We start from the raw sequence: 16,279 nt of genomic DNA, 5'->3' as shown, positions 1-16,279 counted from the left end.
GGTGGGGTGGGGTGGGGTGGGGGTGGGGTGGGGTGGGGGGGGGGTTAGACGGGGGTGGGGGCGAGGCCGTAGGTCAGGGCGTCGACCAGGGCGTGCCAGCTGGCCTCGACGACGTTCGGGTGGACGCCTACCGTGGTCCAGTCCCGGCCGCTGCTGTCGGAGGTCTCCAGCAGCACCCGGGTCACCGCGCCCGTGCCGTGGCTGCCCTCCAGGATGCGCACCTTGTAGTCGGCCAACTCGAAGTCGCGCAGCTGCGGGTAGTGCCGGGTCAGCCCCACCCGCAGCGCCTCGTCGAGGGCGTTGACCGGGCCGTTGCCCTCGGCGGTGGCGATCACCCGCTCACCGCGAACCCGGATCTTGACGGTGGCCTCGGAGACCACCCCGCCATCCTCGCGGTGCTCGACCAACACCCGGTACGACTCCAGGGTGAACGGTCGGGCCGGGCTTCCCTCGGGCAGCTCGGAGCGGACCAGCAACTCGAAGGACGCGTCGGCCGCCTCGAAGGACCAACCACCCGCTTCCAACTCCTTGACCCGCTTGGTGACCCGGGTCAGGGCGTCCGGGCTGCTGCCCAGGTCCAGGCCCAGCTCGCGGCTCTTCAGCTCGACGCTGGCCCGACCGGCCATCTCGGTGACCAGGATCCGCATGTCGTTGCCCACCACCGACGGGTCCACGTGGTTGTAGAGCAACGGGTCGACCTTGATCGCGCTCGCGTGCAGCCCCGCCTTGTGGGCGAAGGCGGCGGCCCCGGCGTACGCCTGGTGGGTGTCGGGGGCGATGTTGGCGATCTCGGCGATGGCGTGCGAGACCCGCACCATCTGTGCCAGGCAGCCCTCCGGTAGGACGGGCATGCCCAGCTTGAGTTCAAGGTTCGCGACGACCGCGAAGATGTCGGCGTTGCCCGGGCGTTCGCCGTACCCGTTGGCGGTGCCCTGCACGTGGCGGACGCCCGCCTCCACGGCGGCGATCGTGTTGGCCACGGCGCAGGCGGTGTCGTTCTGGGCGTGTATGCCGAACAGCGCGGGGTCGATTCCCAGCCGGTCGGTCAGGTCGCGGATCACGGCGGTCACCTGGGACGGCAGCATGCCGCCGTTGGTGTCGCAGAGCACCATCCGCTCGGCGCCGGCGGCGAGCGCGGTCTGCACCACCGCCGCACCGTACGCGGGGTCGTGCCGGTAGCCGTCGAAGAAGTGTTCGCCGTCGACGAAGACCCGGCGGCCCTCGCGGACGAGGTGGTCGACGGTGTCGTGGATCATCGCCAGGTTCTCCGCGCCGGTGGTCCGCAGCGCGCGCTCGACGTGCCGGGTGTCGGCCTTGGCGACCAGGGCCACCGCCGTCGTCTGCGCGTCCAGCAGGGCGCGCACCTGGGGGTCGTCGGCGACGGAGACGCCGGCCTTGCGGGTGGCGCCGAACGCGACGAGCACGGCGTGCCGCAGATCCAGTTCGGTGCGGGCGCGCCGGAAGAACTCGGTGTCCTTGGGTACCGCGCCCGGCCAGCCGCCCTCGATGAAGCCGACGCCGAACTCGTCGAGCAGCCGGGCCACGGCCAGCTTGTCGACCACCGAGTAGGTGAGCCCCTCGCGCTGGGCGCCGTCGCGCAACGTGGTGTCGAAGACCTGGAACGTCATCAGGATCCTTTCTCGGAGCAACAAAAAGACCTCCCGCGGATGCGGGAGGTCTGCGCGCTCGGCAGAGGGGAGAGCCGGCGCGCTAGGTCGCAATAATCAGGACGGTGCGTGTCACGATGGCTACTCTGCCACCCCGCCCATGGTTTTGGGAGGAACAATCCACATGGCGAGACGATTACTGAGCGTTCGTTCAGCTCGAGCCATCGCCCGTGATCGGCTTCACACGCCACCAGGGCGCCCACCGGCAGGAACAGCGGTGCGGAAGCATCTGGAACTGGCCACGTGCCAGTTGCAAGGAGGACCCGTGCTCACCGTCAGTGACCGCTTACCTGAGCACGGACTCACCGCCTGCGTATCGCTGGGCGCCACCAACGCGTCCAAGACGATCAACCACGCGTCCCACGAGGGCAAGTGGCGTCTGGTCTTCGTCGGGCCGATGGACGAGACCTCCATCAGCCCGACGGAGATCGCCGGGGTGTGACCATGGGCCTGGACGCGCTCACCGCGGCCCTGCCGGCGTACGCCACGGACATCAGGCTCAACCTGGGCTCCACCCTCGGCGCGTCGACGTTGACCCCGACGCAGACCTGGGGCACCGCGCTGGCCTCTGCGGTGGCCGCCCGCAACCCGGTGGTGCTGCGGGAGATCGCGGCCGAGGCGCTCGGACACCTCGGGCCGGAGGGGGTCGAGGCCGCCAAGGGCGCCGCGGCGATCATGGCGATGACCAACATCTACTACCGGGCCAAGCACCTCCTCGACGACGAGCGGTACACCTCGATGCCGGCCCGACTGCGGATGCAGATCGTCGCGCGGCCGGGGGTGGACAAGGGCGACTTCAAGCTCTGGTGCCTCGCCGTGTCGACCATCAACGACTGCGACGTGTGCGTGCGCTCGCACGAGAAGACGCTGCGCGACAAGGGCTTCACCCCGGAACAGGTGCACGAGGCCCTGCGGATCGCCGCCGTGGTGCACGCCGCTGCGGTCACCCTGGACGCCCAAGCCGCGCTGGCCTGAGCTGGTACGCCGTTTCCGGCCCCCGACGGCCGGGTAGCTCCGACGGAGACATGAGTTGCTCGGTGACAGTCAGGAGTGAACGGCATGGACAGGATCGATCCGCACGCCACCCACGCCGGGCCGGACCCGCTACGCGGGGGTGACCAGGGCACGGTGCCCGGCGGCGCGCCGGCCGGCACGTTCGACCCCTGGCGCTACCGCGACCAGGCCGGCGTGGCCGACGTCGACCTGGTCGGCTACAAGGTCGAGGCCACCGACGGTGGAATCGGCAAAATCGACAGCGCCAGTCACGAGGTGGGCGGCAGCTACCTGGTAGTGGACACCGGGCCGTGGATCTTCGGCAAGAAGGTGATGCTTCCGGCCGGCACCGTCAACCAGGTCGACCACGACCAGCGCACCGTCTCCGTCGACCGGACCCGGGACCAGATCAAGGCCGCCCCGGAGTACGACGAGAGCAGCCACAGCGACCCGAGCTACCGGGACCAGCTGGGTGGCTACTACGACGAGACGTACGGCGCGCTGCCGCCCGGCACGGCCCGGTGACTGTCCGACCCGACGGCCGGTGGGGCGATGTCCCACCGGCCGTTACCGTGTGACAGTGGACACCACCGAGGACGACCCCCAGCTCTCGCTCCCCGCCACCTTCAACTTCCGCGACGTCGGTGGCTACGTCGGCCACGACGACCGGACCGTGCGCCGGGGCCGGCTCTACCGCTCCGACTCGCTGCACCGCCTCACCGAGCAGGACCAGGACGCGTTCGCCGCGATCGGGATCCGCACCGTCATCGATCTGCGCCGCCCCACCGAGGTGGAGCGGGACGGTCGGGTGCCGGCGTACCAGGGTCTGACCTACCGGCACATCCACCCGGAGCACGCCGACTGGGCGGGTACGCCGCACGAGGAGGGCGCGAGCCTGGCGCGCTACCTCGCGGACCGGTACGCCGACCTGGCCCAGACCGGCACCGCCGGGCTGGCCGAGGCGGTCGGGTTGATCGCCGACTCCGCCAACGCCCCGGTGGTGGTGCACTGCGTCGCCGGCAAGGACCGCACCGGGATCGTCTGCGCGTTGACCCTGGCCGTGCTCGGCGTCGACGACGCGGACATCAGCGCGGACTACGCGTTGAGCAGCGCGGCGTCGGCCCGCTACAGCGCCTGGCTGGCCTCCGTCACCCCGGACGGTGTTGACGTGCCGGCACCGTTCCTGAGCTCACCCGCCGAGGCCATGCAGATCTTCCTCAACGAGCTGCGCGAGGGGCACGGCTCGGTCGAGGCGTACCTGCGCCACGCCGGGGTGACCGACGAGCAGCTCGCCGCGCTGCGCGACCACCTGCTCGACGAACCCGCCCAGGCCTGGGCCGACGACGACGCGCCGGGCGGCGTCGGGCACGGCTGACTGCGCCGGCCCGTCCGGGTGGGCGGGCCGGCCACAGCGACGGAGGTCAGAAGACCCGCTGCACCCAGCCGTACGGGTCGGCCGCCGTGCCCCGCTGGATGTCGACCAGCTGCTGGCGCAGGGCCATGGTGACCTGGCCGGGCTCGCCACCACCGATCAGGAACTCACCGTCCGGGAAGCGGACCCCACCGATCGGGGTGATGACCGCGGCGGTGCCGCAGGCGAACACCTCCCGTAGGCGACCGCTGGCGGCGTCGGCCTGCCAGTCGGCGAAGCTGACCGGCCGCTCCTCGACCCGGTGCCCGGCCGCGCCGGCCAGCGCGAGGACGGCGTCGCGGGTGATGCCCGGCAGGATCGTGCCGGTCAACGGTGGGGTGACCACAGTGCCGTCGTCGTAGACGAAGAAGACGTTCATGCCGCCCAGTTCGTCGACGAACCGGCGCTCCACCGCGTCCAGGAAGACGACCTGGTCGCAGCCGGCCTCGATGGCCTCCGCCTGCGCCGCCAACGACGCGGCATAGTTGCCGCCGCACTTGGCCGCGCCGGTGCCACCGGGCGCGGCCCGGGTGTAGTCCGGAGAGACCCAGACGGTGACCGGCTTCACGCCACCGCTGAAGTACGCACCGACCGGTGAGGCGATCACCATGTAGAGGTACTCGTTGGCCGGGCGGACGCCGAGGAAGACCTCGCTGGCGAACATGAACGGCCGCAGGTAGAGGCTGCCGTCCTCGCCGGTGGGGATCCACTCACGGTCGATCTCGATCAGCTTGTGCAACGAGTCGACGAACACCTCCGGCGGCAGCACCGGCATCGCCATCCGCTGCGCGGAGGTGGCGAAACGGGCGGCGTTGGCGTCCGGCCGGAACATCGTCACACCACCGTCGGCCGTGCGGTACGCCTTGAGCCCTTCGAAAATCTCCTGCGCGTAGTGCAGCACCGCGCTGGCCGGGTCCATCGGGATCGGGCCCCGCGCCTCCACCCGGGCGTCGTACCAGCCCTTGCCGTCGGCGTAGCGGACGGTGACCATGTGGTCGGTGAAGACCCGGCCGAACCCGGGGTTGACCAGGAGGGCGGCCCGATCGGCGGCGGATACCGGCGCGGCATTCGGACGGATCTCGAAGTCGAGCTTGTCACCACCGCTCATCGCGCTGACCTCCCTGCGGAACAACGGCATGCGGGACCGCACACCGAGATGGTTGTGCCAGAAACCTACCCCGAACGGTCGTTCAGCGGGTAGCGCCGGTCGGGCCGGACGGACGGCACCGGGCGGACCGGCGCCGGGCCGGTCGCCGGGCGGGCCGGGACGGTCAGGCTACGGCGTGGGCGGCGAGCCGGTCGCCGACCTCTTCGGTACGCAGCGGTACGCCCGGAACCCGGTTGGCCAGCTCGGCGGCGACCGCCGCGTTGACCCGGGCGGCGGACTCGGCGTGCCCGAGCTGATCCAGCAGCAACGCGGCGGAGAGCACGGCGGCGACCGGGTCGGCGATGCCCTGACCGGCGATGTCCGGCGCCGAGCCGTGCACCGGCTCGAACATCGAGGGGTACGCCCCCTCGGGGTTGATGCAGCCGCTGGCAGCCAGCCCGATGCCGCCGGTGACGGCCGCGGCGATGTCGGTGAGGATGTCGCCGAAGAGGTTGTCGGTGACCACCACGTCGTAGCGCTGCGGCTGGGTGACGAGGAACATGGCCGCCGCGTCGACGTGCTGGTATTCGGTGGCGACATCCGGGTGCTCGGCGGCGACGGCGTCGAACGTGCGCGCCCAGAGCGACCCGGCGTGGGTGAGCACGTTGGTCTTGTGCACGAGGGTGACCTTGCGCCGCTCCCGGCGGCCGGCGCGGGCGAACGCGTCGCGGATCACCCGTTCCACGCCGTGGCGGGTGTTCAGGCTCTCCTCGGTGGCGATTTCGGCCGGAGTGTCCCGGTGCAGGGAGCCACCGGCACCGGCGTAGAGCCCCTCGGTGCCCTCGCGCACCACCACGAGGTCGACCTCGCCCGGCTTCACGTTGCCCAGCGGACCGGTGACCCCGGGCCAGAGCCGGGACGGGCGCAGGTTGACGTACTGGTCGAAGGCGAAACGGAGCTTGAGCAGCAGCCCCCGCTCCAGCACCCCCGGCGGGACCGTCGGGTCACCGACCGCGCCGAGCAGGATCGCGTCGTGCCCGGCCAACTCGGCCAGCACCGAGTCGGGCAGCACCTCACCGGTACGGTGCCAGCGGGCGGCACCGAGGTCGTATTCGGTGGCCTGCACGTCGGGCAGCACCGCGTCGAGAACCTTGCGGGCCTGCGCGACCACCTCAGGCCCGATGCCGTCCCCGGCCACCACCGCGATCCGCGCCACGACCGCACTCCTCTGCTCAACGGTTCCGTCTGCGCAACGGTACGTCGCCGTCCCGCCTCCCGGTACGCAGCGTCCATGATTTGGGACGCGGGAATGCACAGCACCCTCTCAGCTGAGACTCATGGAGCGATCATCTCCGCTGCGTACGGTAGTGCTCAGTGGGTCGCGGGGGCCCGCTGACCAACGGGGTCGCGATGATGCGGCACCACGTGCGAGGGGGCAGATGCGATGCGCATCGACGAACAGCCACGGACCCGCTGGCCGGACCCGTCCGCGTTCCGCCACCGCCGGCCGGACCTCCGACTCGGCAGCCGCCGGCACCGGATCGACCCGGCCGGCGCCACCGAGGGCCGGATCGCGGTGCAGCACACCGTCCGCACCGCGACCGCCGAGTACACCCTGCTGCTCAACGCGCCCGAGTGGCTCGGCCGCCGGGGCGTGGGCGAGGCGCTGCGGGACAGCGTCGCCGAACTGCGCGCCATCGACCTCACCTACGGCCCCAACCGACCGGAGAGCCTGGTGTCCCGGCTGCGTCGGGGCGAGATCAGCCCCGAGTCGTACCCGCCGCTGGCCGACCTGGTGGACCGCTGCGCCGCGATGCGCGCCGCCACCGACGGGTGGTTCGACGCCTGGGCGGTGCCCGGCGGCTTCGACCCGGGCGGCCTGCTCGGCGGTTGGGCGGTGGAACGCGCCGCGGAGCGGCTGCGCGCCGCCGGCATCCACGACTACGCCGTCCTCGCCGGCGCCGACCTCGTCGTCCGGGGCCGCGCGCCGCACGGAGGGCCCTGGCGGGTCGCCGTGCACCACCCGACCGCACCCGAGCGCGCGCCGCTGGTGCTGGAGATGACCGCTGGCGCCATCGGCACCTCCGGCGTGACCGGACGGCAGGGGCACGTGGTGGACCCGCACACCGGCGAGCCGGCCGAGAACCTCGCCGCCGCCACCGTCGTGGGCCCCGACCTGGCGGTCGCCGACGCCTACGCCACGGCGCTCTACGCCGCCGGCCCCACCGGCCTGGCCTGGTTCCGGGGAAACTCCGACTATCGCGCGCTCTTCGCCCACCGTCGCTGAGCTGGTCGGGCACGCGATCGGCCCCCACGGTCTCGGCAACGACCATGGGGGCCGGTCAGCGACGAGTGCGCGTGGCTCGCACAACCGAGGGGTGCGGACCGGTCGGGCCGGACGTCGACCGCGCCACCCGAAGACGGGCCGGCGCCTCGAACTCGGCCAGTGACCGCAGTGCGTACGCTAGCGAATCGACGCAACTCGACGCAAGAGTCTCCACACCGGACCGTCGGCACCGGAGACTGCGACAATCGGTGGTTGACCGGCGGCGAGGCAATTTCGACATGGTGAACGGCGGATGGCACGCTGTCCGCCGTGAGTTTCGATCTGAGCGTGTGGGCCCTGGAGGACGGGGCGACGCCCGAGGACGTGCGGACAGCGGTCGACGGTTGCCGACAGGGACGGCACGTGGACCGCTACCCCGACCCACGGGTGGTCAGCTTCTACCGGGCGATCACGGCGTCCTATCCGGACCGTCACCCCGGCCCGGACAGCCCCTGGGCGGTGGCGCCGCTGCACGCGGCCCACGACCACGTCGAGTTGAACCTGCACCCGACCTGCGCGGACCAGGTGCTCCTGGACATCGAGCGGTTGGCCGGCGAACACGGGCTGATGCTCTTCGACCCGCAGGACGGCTCTGTCTACCCGCCCCCGGCACGACTGCCCGGCTGACCCGACCAGCGGCAGTAGACGGGAAATGACGAGGGGCCCGGCGAATCGCCAGGCCCCCCACAGTGCTTGTCGGCTGTTACTCGTCGCGCAGGTCGGCGGCGCTGGCCGCGGTGGCACCGATCGACTCGGCGGCCGAGGTGAGCAGGTCGGCGCCGAGCGCCTGGTCGACGGTGAGCGTCATCAGCGTCTCGCCGCCCGCCTCCCGACGCGCCACCTGCATGGCCGCGATGTTGATGCCCGACTCGCCGAGCAGGGTACCGACGGTGCCGACCACACCGGGCCGGTCGGCGTAGCGCAGGAAGAGCAGGATGCCCTCCGCGCCGATCTCCACGTCGAAGCCGTCCACCTCGGTCAGCTTCAGCACGTCGCGAGCGCCGGACTGGGTGACGGTGCCGGAGACACTCACCGTCCGGCCGTCCGGCAGCGCGCCGCGCACCGTGACCAGGGTCGGCTGATCGGCCGTCTCGGCCAGGGTGGCCAGGGTGACCTCGACGCCACGCTCGGCGGCCAGGTGCGGGGCGTTGACGTAGGTGACCTGCTCCTCGACCACGGAGCTGAACAGGCCCTTCGTGGCGGCGAGCTTGAGCACCGACACCTCGTGGCTGACGATCTCACCGCGAACCTCGACAGTGACGCTGGCGGCGACCCCGCCGGCGACAGCGGTGAACGCCCGGCCGAGCTTCTCCGCCAGCGGCAGCAGCGGCCGAACGTCCTCGGCGACCACCCCGCCGGCCTGCACGTTGACCGCGTCCGGGACGAACTCGCCCTGCAACGCCAGCTTCACGCTCTTGGCCACCGCGAGACCGGCCTTGTCCTGCGCCTCGTGGGTGGAGGCGCCCAGGTGCGGGGTGGCCACCACGTTGTCGAAGGCGAACAGCGGCGACGAGGTGCACGGCTCCTTGCTGTACACGTCGACACCGGCGCCGGCGACCCGACCCTCGGCGATCGCGTCCGCGAGCGCCTGCTCGTCGACCAGCCCACCACGGGCGGCGTTGACGATGCGGACGCCGGGCTTGACGATCGCCAGCTCCTTCTCACCGATCAGGCCCACCGTCTCCGGCGTCTTCGGCAGGTGGATGGAGATGAAGTCGCTCTCCCGCAGCAGCTCCTCCAGCCCCACCAGGCGGACGCCGAGCTGCGCCGCGCGGGCCGGCTGGATGTACGGGTCGTACGCGATCAGCCGGGTGCCGAACGCGGCGATGCGCTGGGCGAAGAGCACGCCGATGCGGCCGAGCCCGACCACGCCGACGGTCTTGCCCTGCACCTCGACGCCCGTGTACTTGGACCGCTTCCACTCCCCCGCCTTGAGCGCGGCGCTGGCGCTCGCGGTGTTACGCGCCACGGCGAGCAGCAGCGCGACGGCCTGCTCGGCGGCGGAGACGATGTTCGAGGTGGGCGCGTTGACGACCATGACGCCCCGGGCGGTGGCGGCCGGCACCTCGACGTTGTCCAGACCGACGCCCGCGCGGGCGACCACCTTGAGGCGCGGCGCCGCGGCGATGGCCTCGGCGTCGATCTGGGTCGCGCTGCGCACGATGACGGCGTCGGCCTCGGAGAGCGCCGAGAGCAGGGCCGGACGGTCGGTGCCGTCGACGTGACGGACGTCGAAGTCGTGGGCGAGCACCTCGATGGCGGCGGGGGCGAGTTCTTCGGCGATCAGTACGACAGGATTCATCGGTCCTCGTAGAGGTCGTGTTTGCGATCGGCCCGGGCGGCCGGGCGCCGCACTGCGCCCTGCGCTGATCCGTGCCGTGGCCGTCAGGTGCCGGCTGCTGCACCTACAGGCGATCGTAGGGGCCTCGCTGGTCGGCGTGTTCCGGTCTTCGGGGTGAGTGCCCTCACACGCCCGGTCGGGCGACGGACATCGGCCGTTCACCGCGTCGACACGGTCGCCCAGGCCGCGTCGGACCCCGGTGGTGTCGGTCACCCGGTCACCGTGGGCGAGCGGTGGCCCACGAACACCGCCGCCCGACGCATCGACGGGCGGCAGCATGCCGAGCAGCCCCGGGGCGGCGCTGGGGAGAGCGCCAGCCCAGGGGCTGCCGGTGGATCGTCGTCCGGCCGGGCCGGACGGTCAGGCGGTCTCGGTGATCGGGCGGTCGACCCAGCTCATCATGCCGCGCAGCTTCTTGCCGGTCTCCTCGATCGGGTGCGCCGCACCCTCGGCCTGCCACTTGGTGAAGTTGGGCCGGCCGGCCTCGTCCTCGGCGACCCACTCGCGGGCGAACTCGCCGGACTGGATCTCACCCAGGATCTTGCGCATCTCGTCCTTGACCCGGGAGTCGATGATGCGCGAGCCACGCGACAGGTCGCCGTACTCGGCGGTGTCGGAGATGCTGTAGCGCATCTTCGCGATGCCGCCCTCGTACATGAGGTCGACGATCAGCTTCAGCTCGTGCAGGCACTCGAAGTAGGCGACCTCCGGGGCGTAGCCGGCCTCGGTGAGCACCTCGAAGCCGGTCTGCACCAGCGCCGAGGCACCGCCGCAGAGCACCGCCTGCTCGCCGAAGAGGTCGGTCTCGGTCTCCTCGGTGAAGGTGGTCTTGATCGCGCCGGCCCGGGTGCCGCCGATCCCCTTGGCGTACGCGAGGGCGAGCGCGAGCGCGTTGCCGCTGGCGTCCTGCTCGACGGCGACGAGACAGGGCACGCCCTTGCCGTCGCTGTACTGGCGGCGGACCAGGTGGCCGGGGCCCTTGGGCGCGACCATCGCCACGTCCACCTCGGCCGGCGGCTTGATCAGGCCGTACCGGATGTTGAAGCCGTGGCCGAAGAAGATCGCCTTGCCGGGGGTGAGGTGCGGGGCGATCGACTCCGCGTAGATCCCGCGCTGGGCGGTGTCCGGTGCGAGCACCATGATCACGTCGGCCTCGGCGGCGGCCTGAGCCGGCGTGACGACCCGCAGGCCCTGCTCCTCAGCCTTGGGACGGCTCTTCGAGCCCTCCGGCAGACCGATCACCACGTCGACGCCGGAGTCACGCAGCGAGAGCGCGTGGGCGTGGCCCTGGCTGCCGTAACCGATGACCGCGACCTTCTTGGCCTGGATCAGGCCGAGGTCGGCATCGTCGTCGTAGTACACCTCAACGCTCATGAGAACTTCCCTTTCGTACGACGGCCGGGGCGGCCCGTCGTGGTCTGTGCGGATGAATTTCCGGGGCGGCCCGCCGGGGCCGACCGGCGGCGGGTCAGGCGGCCCGCAGCGCGGGACCGGCGGTGATCGAACGCGAGCCGCGCCCGATGGCCACCAGCCCGGACTGGACCATTTCCTTGATGCCGAAGGACTCGAGGTCGCGCAGGAGCGCGTCGAGCTTGTCCGGGGTGCCGGTGGCCTCGATGGTCAGCGTGTCCGGTGCGACGTCGACCACCCGGGCCCGGAACAGGTTGACGGTCTCCAGCACCTGCGAGCGCGCGGCCCGGTCGGCGCGAACCTTTACCAGCAGCAACTCCCGGGCAACCGAGACCTGCGGATCCAGCTCAACGATCTTGAGCACGTTGACCAGCTTGTTCAGCTGCTTGGTGACCTGCTCCAGCGGGGACGACTCCGCGTTGACCACGATGGTGATCCGGGAGACGTCCGGGTTCTCGGTCTCGCCGACGGCGAGACTGTCGATGTTGAACCCCCGCCGGGAGAACAGGCCGGAGACCCGGGCGAGCACGCCGGGCTTGTTCTCCACCAGCACCGAAAGCGTATGCATAGTCATGATCAGATGTCATCCTCGTCGAAGACCGGGCGGACGCCGCGGGCGAACATGATCTCGTCATTGCTGGTGCCGGCGGCGACCATCGGCCAGACCATCGCGTCCTTGCCGACCACAAAGTCGATCACCACGGGCGCGTCGTTGATCTCCATGGCGGCGGCGATGGTCTTGTCCACGTCAGCGGCGTTCTCGCAGCGCAGCCCGACGCAGCCCAGCGCCTCGGCGAGCTTGACGAAGTCGGGGATGCGGTGCTTGTGGGTGCCGAGCTCGGTGTTGGAGTAACGCTCGTTGTAGAAGAGCGTCTGCCACTGCCGGACCATCCCCAGATTGCCGTTGTTGATCACGGCGATCTTGACCGGGATGCCCTCCAGCGCGCAGGTGGCCAACTCCTGGTTGGTCATCTGGAAGCAGCCGTCACCGTCCACCGCCCAGACCACCGTGTCCGGCTTGCCGACCTTGGCGCCCATCGCCGCCGGCACCGCATAACCCATCGTGCCGAGACCGCCGGAGTTCAACCAGGTGTGCGGCTTCTCGTACGAGATGAACTGCGACGCCCACATCTGGTGCTGACCCACCCCGGCCACGAAGATCGCGTCCGGGCCGACGATCTCGCCCAGTCGCTTGATCACGTACTGCGGGGACAGCGTGCCGTCGGACGGCTCGTCGTAGCCCAGCGGGTAACGGTCGCGCAGGTCGTTCAGCTGCGTCCACCAGTCACCGAGGTCGGCGGTACGCCCCCCCGACCGCTCGGCGCTGACCGCGACGATCAACTCGTCGATGACGTGCTTGGCGTCGCCGACGATCGGCACGTCCACGTGCCGGTTCTTGCCGATCTCCGCCGGGTCGATGTCCGCGTGGACCACAGCCGCGTCCGGGGCGAACGAGTCCAGCTTGCCGGTGACGCGATCGTCGAAACGCGCGCCCAGCGCGACGATCAGATCCGCCTTCTGCAGGCCGTAGACCGCGGCGACGGTGCCGTGCATGCCGGGCATCCCCAGGTGCTGCTGATGCGAGTCGGGGAACGCCCCGAGCGCCATCAACGTGGTGACGACCGGGATGCCGGTCAGCTCGGCCAGCCGACGCAGCCCGTCGGTGGCACCGGCCTTGAGCACGCCGCCGCCGACATAGAGCACCGGCCGTCGGGCGCCAGCCATCAGCCGCGCCGCCTCCCGGATCTGCTTGCCGTGCGGGTGCAGGGTCGGCCGGTAGCCGGGCAGGTCCAGCGTGGGCGGCCAGGAGAAGGTGGTCGGCGCCTGGAGCACGTCCTTGGGGATGTCGACCAGGACCGGGCCGGGTCGCCCGCTGCTGGCCAGGTGGAACGCCTCGGCCAGCACCCGGGGGATCTCCTCGGCGTTCTGCACGAGGAAGTTGTGCTTGGTGATCGGCAGGGTGATGCCCTGGATGTCCGCCTCCTGGAAGGCGTCGGTGCCGATCGACGGGCGGGCCACCTGACCGGTGATCGCGACCATCGCCACCGAGTCCATGTACGCGTCGGCGATCGGGGTGACCAGGTTCGTCGCACCCGGGCCGGAGGTGGCGATGCAGACGCCGACCTTGCCGGTGGCCTGCGCGTAACCGGTCGCCGCGTGCCCCGCGCCCTGCTCGTGCCGCACCAGGATGTGCCGGACCGTCGAGTCGTAGAGCGGGTCGTACGCCGGCAGGATCGCGCCGCCCGGAATGCCGAAGACGACGTCGACGTCGAGCGCCTCAAGGGACCGCACGAGCGAGCCGGCCCCGGAAACCTGGGTCGCGGCGGCGGGCCGTACCGCCGGGGTGGCCGGGGTGGCCGTGCGCGTGCCGGCCTGGTCGACGTCGAGGGTCGGGTCGGCGGCCGCGCGGGCCCGGCGGGCGGTGTGGGCGAGGGTCTCGGGCGTGGGTCTCGTCATGGCGGTTCTGGCCTTCGGCTGGAGTGGCTGGTGGCTAGTCAAGCGATGCGACGCGGGCGCGGCCCGCTTCGCCAGGTTCCGATGGCAATAAAAACGGCCCTCGTGCAGATGCACGGGGCCAGCGCACTCTCGGTGAGGGAGAGTGCGCTCAGGTAAGTACTCGCAGCGACCGGTACGACGACATGCGGCTAAGCCTGACGCATCTCACGCGATGAGTCAACTGATCCCACATGTTGGTTAACGGAGGTCGGCGCGTCGCCCGGCGACGCGCCATCGGCAGACGGGTTGAGCTGCCCGGACCCGCCCGGAGCGGGACGTGGCGCCGGCACCGCGGTGGGACGCGCACCCGGGGACGTGGCCGCCTCCAGCATCGCCTCCAGGTGCTCGGCCGGCACCCCCCAACCGAAGAGCGCGCCCTGGCCGAACCGACAGCCGGCGGCCACCACGGCGGCCAGCTCGGTCGGGGTGGTCACCCCCTCGGCGATCACCTCCAGCCCCAGCTGATGGCCCAGTCGCATGACGATGTCGACCATCGGGGCGAAGGCCGGGCCGTCCTGGTCGACCGGGCGGACCGGTTCGTGCTCGGCGACCAGACTGTGGTCGATCTTGAGGATGTCGATCGGCAGCCGCCGTAGCTGCCCCAGCGACGAGTAGCCGGCCCCGAAGTCGTCCAGCGCGATCCGGACACCGGTCAACCGCAGCGCGGTCAGCCGCCGGATCAGCTCGTCCAGGTCGGTGGCGACCGCGTGCTCGGTGACCTCCAGCACCAGCCGCTGCGGCGGCACGTGGTGGGCGCGCAACGCCTCGGCGACCTGGACCACGTACTCCGGGGCGTGCAGCTCGCGGGGAGAGACGTTGACCGACACCCAGACGTCGTGCCCGTCCGCCAGCCACCGGGAGAGCTGGTAGCAGGCCTGGTGCAGCACCCAGGCGCCGAGCGGAGCGATCATGCCGCACTCCTCGGCGAGCGGGATGAACTCGTCCGGACGGACGTTGCCCAGCTCACTGTGGTGCCAGCGGAGCAACGCCTCGGCGCCGACCGGCCGCACCGACGGCAGCGACGCCACCGGCTGGAAGGCCAACCGCAGCTCGTCGCGCTCGATGGCCCCGCGCAGCTCGTGCTCCACCGTCGTCCGCCGGCGCAGCAGCTTGTCGTACGCGGCGTCGTACCGCTCGATCCGGTTCTTGCCCCGCTGCTTGGCGTAGCGCAACGCCAGGTCGGCGTGCCGCAGCAGCAACTCCACGTCCGGCTCGTCGGCCCAGTCGGCCACCCCGATGCTCACCGACAGGAAGACCGGCCCCTCCGGCTGGTCGTACGGCCGGTTGAGCACCCCGAGGAGCCGCTCGGCGACCCGGTCCGCCTCGACCGACCGGCCCTGCATGAGCACGGCGAACTCGTCGCCACCCAGCCGGGCGGCCACGTCACCGGGGCGCAGGTTGCCGCGCAGCCGCCGGCCCACCTCGGCCAGCACGGCGTCGCCCACGTCGTGGCCCCGCATGTCGTTGACGTTCTTGAAGCCGTCCAGGTCGAGGCCGAGCAGCACGCACGGGTTGCGGTCCGCGGCGTTGTGGTGCAGCGCCCGCAGCAGCCCGCGCCGGTTGGCCAACGACGTCAGCGGATCGGTGTGCGCCAACTCCCGGAAGTGCGCCTCCCGCTCGGCCAGGCGGCCCGCGTACCCCCGGACGTCGCGAAGGGTGAGGTACTGCCGCGCCACCAGGGCGAAACCCTCGACGCTGCCGGCCACGATGCCGGCCGCGGTGAACCGGCCGTCCTGGGCGAGGTGGTACATCGCCGAGGCGGCCATCGCCAGCATCGGGGCGATGGCGTACTCGCCGTCGCGACCGACCAGGTCCAGGTCGACCTGCCCCGGCCGGTCCGCCCGGTACAGGGCGAGCGCGACGGTCAGCAGGCCGGCGGCGAGCAGCGACGCGCCGGTCAGCGCCATGGTCGGCCCGGCCTGGCAGAGCCCGGCGCTGAGCCCCAGCCCGCCGCAGCTCACCGCGGTGATGCCGGCGCACAGCGCGGCGAGCCGTCGCCGTGGGGCGGCGGCCCGGAAGACGACGATCACGGCGAGGCCGGCGCCGAGCGCCGCGCTCACCGTGGCCACCAGGATCGCCGGGCAGGCCATCGGGGTGGCGGCACCGAGCAACCGGGTGGGCTCGGAGAAGAGCACCCAACCGACGAACCACAGCGCCGCCGCAATGACCAACCCGTCCAGGGCGAGCCGGGCCGTTCCCGCCGCGGTGGCGGCCACCCCGGGCAGTCGGAGCAGACCGGCGGCGAAGGCCAGCCCGCTCACCGCCGTGCCGATCGCCACCAGCGTCGCCCAACCCGTGCGCTGCCCCTGCTCGTGGGCCCAGTGGTCGTTCGCGCTGAGCGCGGCGACCACCCCGGCCAGGAGGCTGATCAGGGCACCGCCGGCGGCTGCCGCGAGCAGCACGTGCGCCGGTCGACGCGGCCCCGTCCGCCGCCGGGCGACGACGGTCAGCAGCACGACGGCCACCGCGGCGACGAGCCCGCTGAGCGCCGCGACAGCGGCCATGCCCGGTGGAAAATGCACGCCTCCAAGAGTGCCGGATGGGCGCA

The 16,279-nt window shown here is 71.8% G+C and carries 14 protein-coding genes; 6 read left to right on the top strand and 8 right to left on the bottom strand.

Features of this window, described 5'->3' with window-relative positions:
* Positions 1–44: 44 nt before the first annotated feature.
* The gene (gene cimA, locus IF22_RS0128330; protein ID WP_030337249.1) at positions 45–1,628 is read right to left on the bottom strand and encodes a citramalate synthase; all 1,584 of its coding nucleotides are present in this window, start codon (positions 1,626–1,628) and stop codon (positions 45–47) included.
* A gap of 304 nt (positions 1,629–1,932) precedes the next feature.
* Here cimA and IF22_RS35225 point away from each other — a divergent pair, with 304 nt between their 5' ends.
* The 4 genes from IF22_RS35225 (at position 1,933) to IF22_RS0128310 (ending at position 4,035) form a co-directional block, all read left to right on the top strand.
* On the top strand, positions 1,933–2,109 hold the full coding sequence (locus IF22_RS35225) for a thioredoxin domain-containing protein (RefSeq protein ID WP_156057951.1): 177 nt from the start codon (positions 1,933–1,935) through the stop codon (positions 2,107–2,109).
* Between the two features lie 2 nt (positions 2,110–2,111).
* Positions 2,112–2,642, top strand: a complete 531-nt coding sequence (gene ahpD, locus IF22_RS0128320) for an alkylhydroperoxidase, AhpD family (RefSeq protein WP_030337247.1) — start codon at positions 2,112–2,114, stop codon at positions 2,640–2,642.
* Between the two features lie 84 nt (positions 2,643–2,726).
* Positions 2,727–3,185, top strand: a complete 459-nt coding sequence (locus tag IF22_RS0128315; protein ID WP_030337245.1) for a hypothetical protein — start codon at positions 2,727–2,729, stop codon at positions 3,183–3,185.
* Positions 3,186–3,240: 55 nt separating this feature from the next.
* Positions 3,241–4,035, top strand: a complete 795-nt coding sequence (locus tag IF22_RS0128310; protein WP_051708838.1) for a tyrosine-protein phosphatase — start codon at positions 3,241–3,243, stop codon at positions 4,033–4,035.
* 46 nt (positions 4,036–4,081) lie between these two features.
* On the opposite strand, the gene IF22_RS0128305 is transcribed toward IF22_RS0128310, so the two are convergent.
* The gene (locus IF22_RS0128305; RefSeq protein ID WP_030337242.1) at positions 4,082–5,179 is read right to left on the bottom strand and encodes a branched-chain amino acid aminotransferase; all 1,098 of its coding nucleotides are present in this window, start codon (positions 5,177–5,179) and stop codon (positions 4,082–4,084) included.
* Positions 5,180–5,342: 163 nt separating this feature from the next.
* On the bottom strand, positions 5,343–6,374 hold the full coding sequence (locus IF22_RS0128300) for a 3-isopropylmalate dehydrogenase (protein ID WP_030337240.1): 1,032 nt from the start codon (positions 6,372–6,374) through the stop codon (positions 5,343–5,345).
* Between the two features lie 228 nt (positions 6,375–6,602).
* On the opposite strand from IF22_RS0128300, the gene IF22_RS0128295 reads away from it, so the two are divergent.
* The gene (locus IF22_RS0128295) at positions 6,603–7,445 is read left to right on the top strand and encodes an FAD:protein FMN transferase (RefSeq protein ID WP_030337239.1); all 843 of its coding nucleotides are present in this window, start codon (positions 6,603–6,605) and stop codon (positions 7,443–7,445) included.
* A gap of 309 nt (positions 7,446–7,754) precedes the next feature.
* Positions 7,755–8,111, top strand: a complete 357-nt coding sequence (locus IF22_RS0128290) for a hypothetical protein (protein ID WP_030337238.1) — start codon at positions 7,755–7,757, stop codon at positions 8,109–8,111.
* Positions 8,112–8,187: 76 nt separating this feature from the next.
* Here IF22_RS0128290 and serA read toward each other — a convergent pair whose 3' ends face one another.
* The 5 genes from serA to IF22_RS0128265 form a co-directional block, all read right to left on the bottom strand.
* Positions 8,188–9,786, bottom strand: a complete 1,599-nt coding sequence (gene serA, locus IF22_RS0128285; protein WP_030337236.1) for a phosphoglycerate dehydrogenase — start codon at positions 9,784–9,786, stop codon at positions 8,188–8,190.
* Positions 9,787–10,185: 399 nt separating this feature from the next.
* Entirely contained in the window at positions 10,186–11,199 is a 1,014-nt protein-coding gene (ilvC, locus tag IF22_RS0128280) for a ketol-acid reductoisomerase (protein WP_030337234.1), read from the bottom strand.
* 94 nt (positions 11,200–11,293) lie between these two features.
* Entirely contained in the window at positions 11,294–11,809 is a 516-nt protein-coding gene (gene ilvN / locus IF22_RS0128275) for an acetolactate synthase small subunit (protein ID WP_030337232.1), read from the bottom strand.
* Positions 11,810–11,811: 2 nt separating this feature from the next.
* Positions 11,812–13,692 (bottom strand): acetolactate synthase large subunit, encoded by a 1,881-nt coding sequence (locus IF22_RS0128270; RefSeq protein ID WP_030337230.1) that lies wholly within the window; start codon positions 13,690–13,692, stop codon positions 11,812–11,814.
* A gap of 188 nt (positions 13,693–13,880) precedes the next feature.
* Complete coding sequence (locus IF22_RS0128265; protein WP_030337228.1) at positions 13,881–16,235, bottom strand: putative bifunctional diguanylate cyclase/phosphodiesterase; 2,355 nt, start codon at positions 16,233–16,235, stop codon at positions 13,881–13,883.
* Positions 16,236–16,279: the final 44 nt, after the last annotated feature.

The sequence above is a fragment of the Micromonospora parva genome, from assembly GCF_000718515.1.
In the GTDB taxonomy this organism is placed as follows: Bacteria; Actinomycetota; Actinomycetes; order Mycobacteriales; family Micromonosporaceae; genus Micromonospora; species Micromonospora parva.
This window is presented reverse-complemented; position numbering and strand designations above follow the sequence as displayed.

Coding starts and splice junctions, on each gene's coding strand:
- cimA (WP_030337249.1), bottom strand. CDS start 1,628: ATGACGTTCCAGGTCTTCGACACCACGTTGCGCGACGGCGCCCAGCGC.
- ahpD (WP_030337247.1), top strand. CDS start 2,112: ATGGGCCTGGACGCGCTCACCGCGGCCCTGCCGGCGTACGCCACGGAC.
- IF22_RS0128315 (WP_030337245.1), top strand. CDS start 2,727: ATGGACAGGATCGATCCGCACGCCACCCACGCCGGGCCGGACCCGCTA.
- IF22_RS0128305 (WP_030337242.1), bottom strand. CDS start 5,179: ATGAGCGGTGGTGACAAGCTCGACTTCGAGATCCGTCCGAATGCCGCG.
- IF22_RS0128295 (WP_030337239.1), top strand. CDS start 6,603: ATGCGCATCGACGAACAGCCACGGACCCGCTGGCCGGACCCGTCCGCG.
- serA (WP_030337236.1), bottom strand. CDS start 9,786: ATGAATCCTGTCGTACTGATCGCCGAAGAACTCGCCCCCGCCGCCATC.
- ilvC (WP_030337234.1), bottom strand. CDS start 11,199: ATGAGCGTTGAGGTGTACTACGACGACGATGCCGACCTCGGCCTGATC.
- ilvN (WP_030337232.1), bottom strand. CDS start 11,809: ATGACTATGCATACGCTTTCGGTGCTGGTGGAGAACAAGCCCGGCGTG.
- IF22_RS0128270 (WP_030337230.1), bottom strand. CDS start 13,692: ATGACGAGACCCACGCCCGAGACCCTCGCCCACACCGCCCGCCGGGCC.
- IF22_RS0128265 (WP_030337228.1), bottom strand. CDS start 16,235: ATGGCCGCTGTCGCGGCGCTCAGCGGGCTCGTCGCCGCGGTGGCCGTC.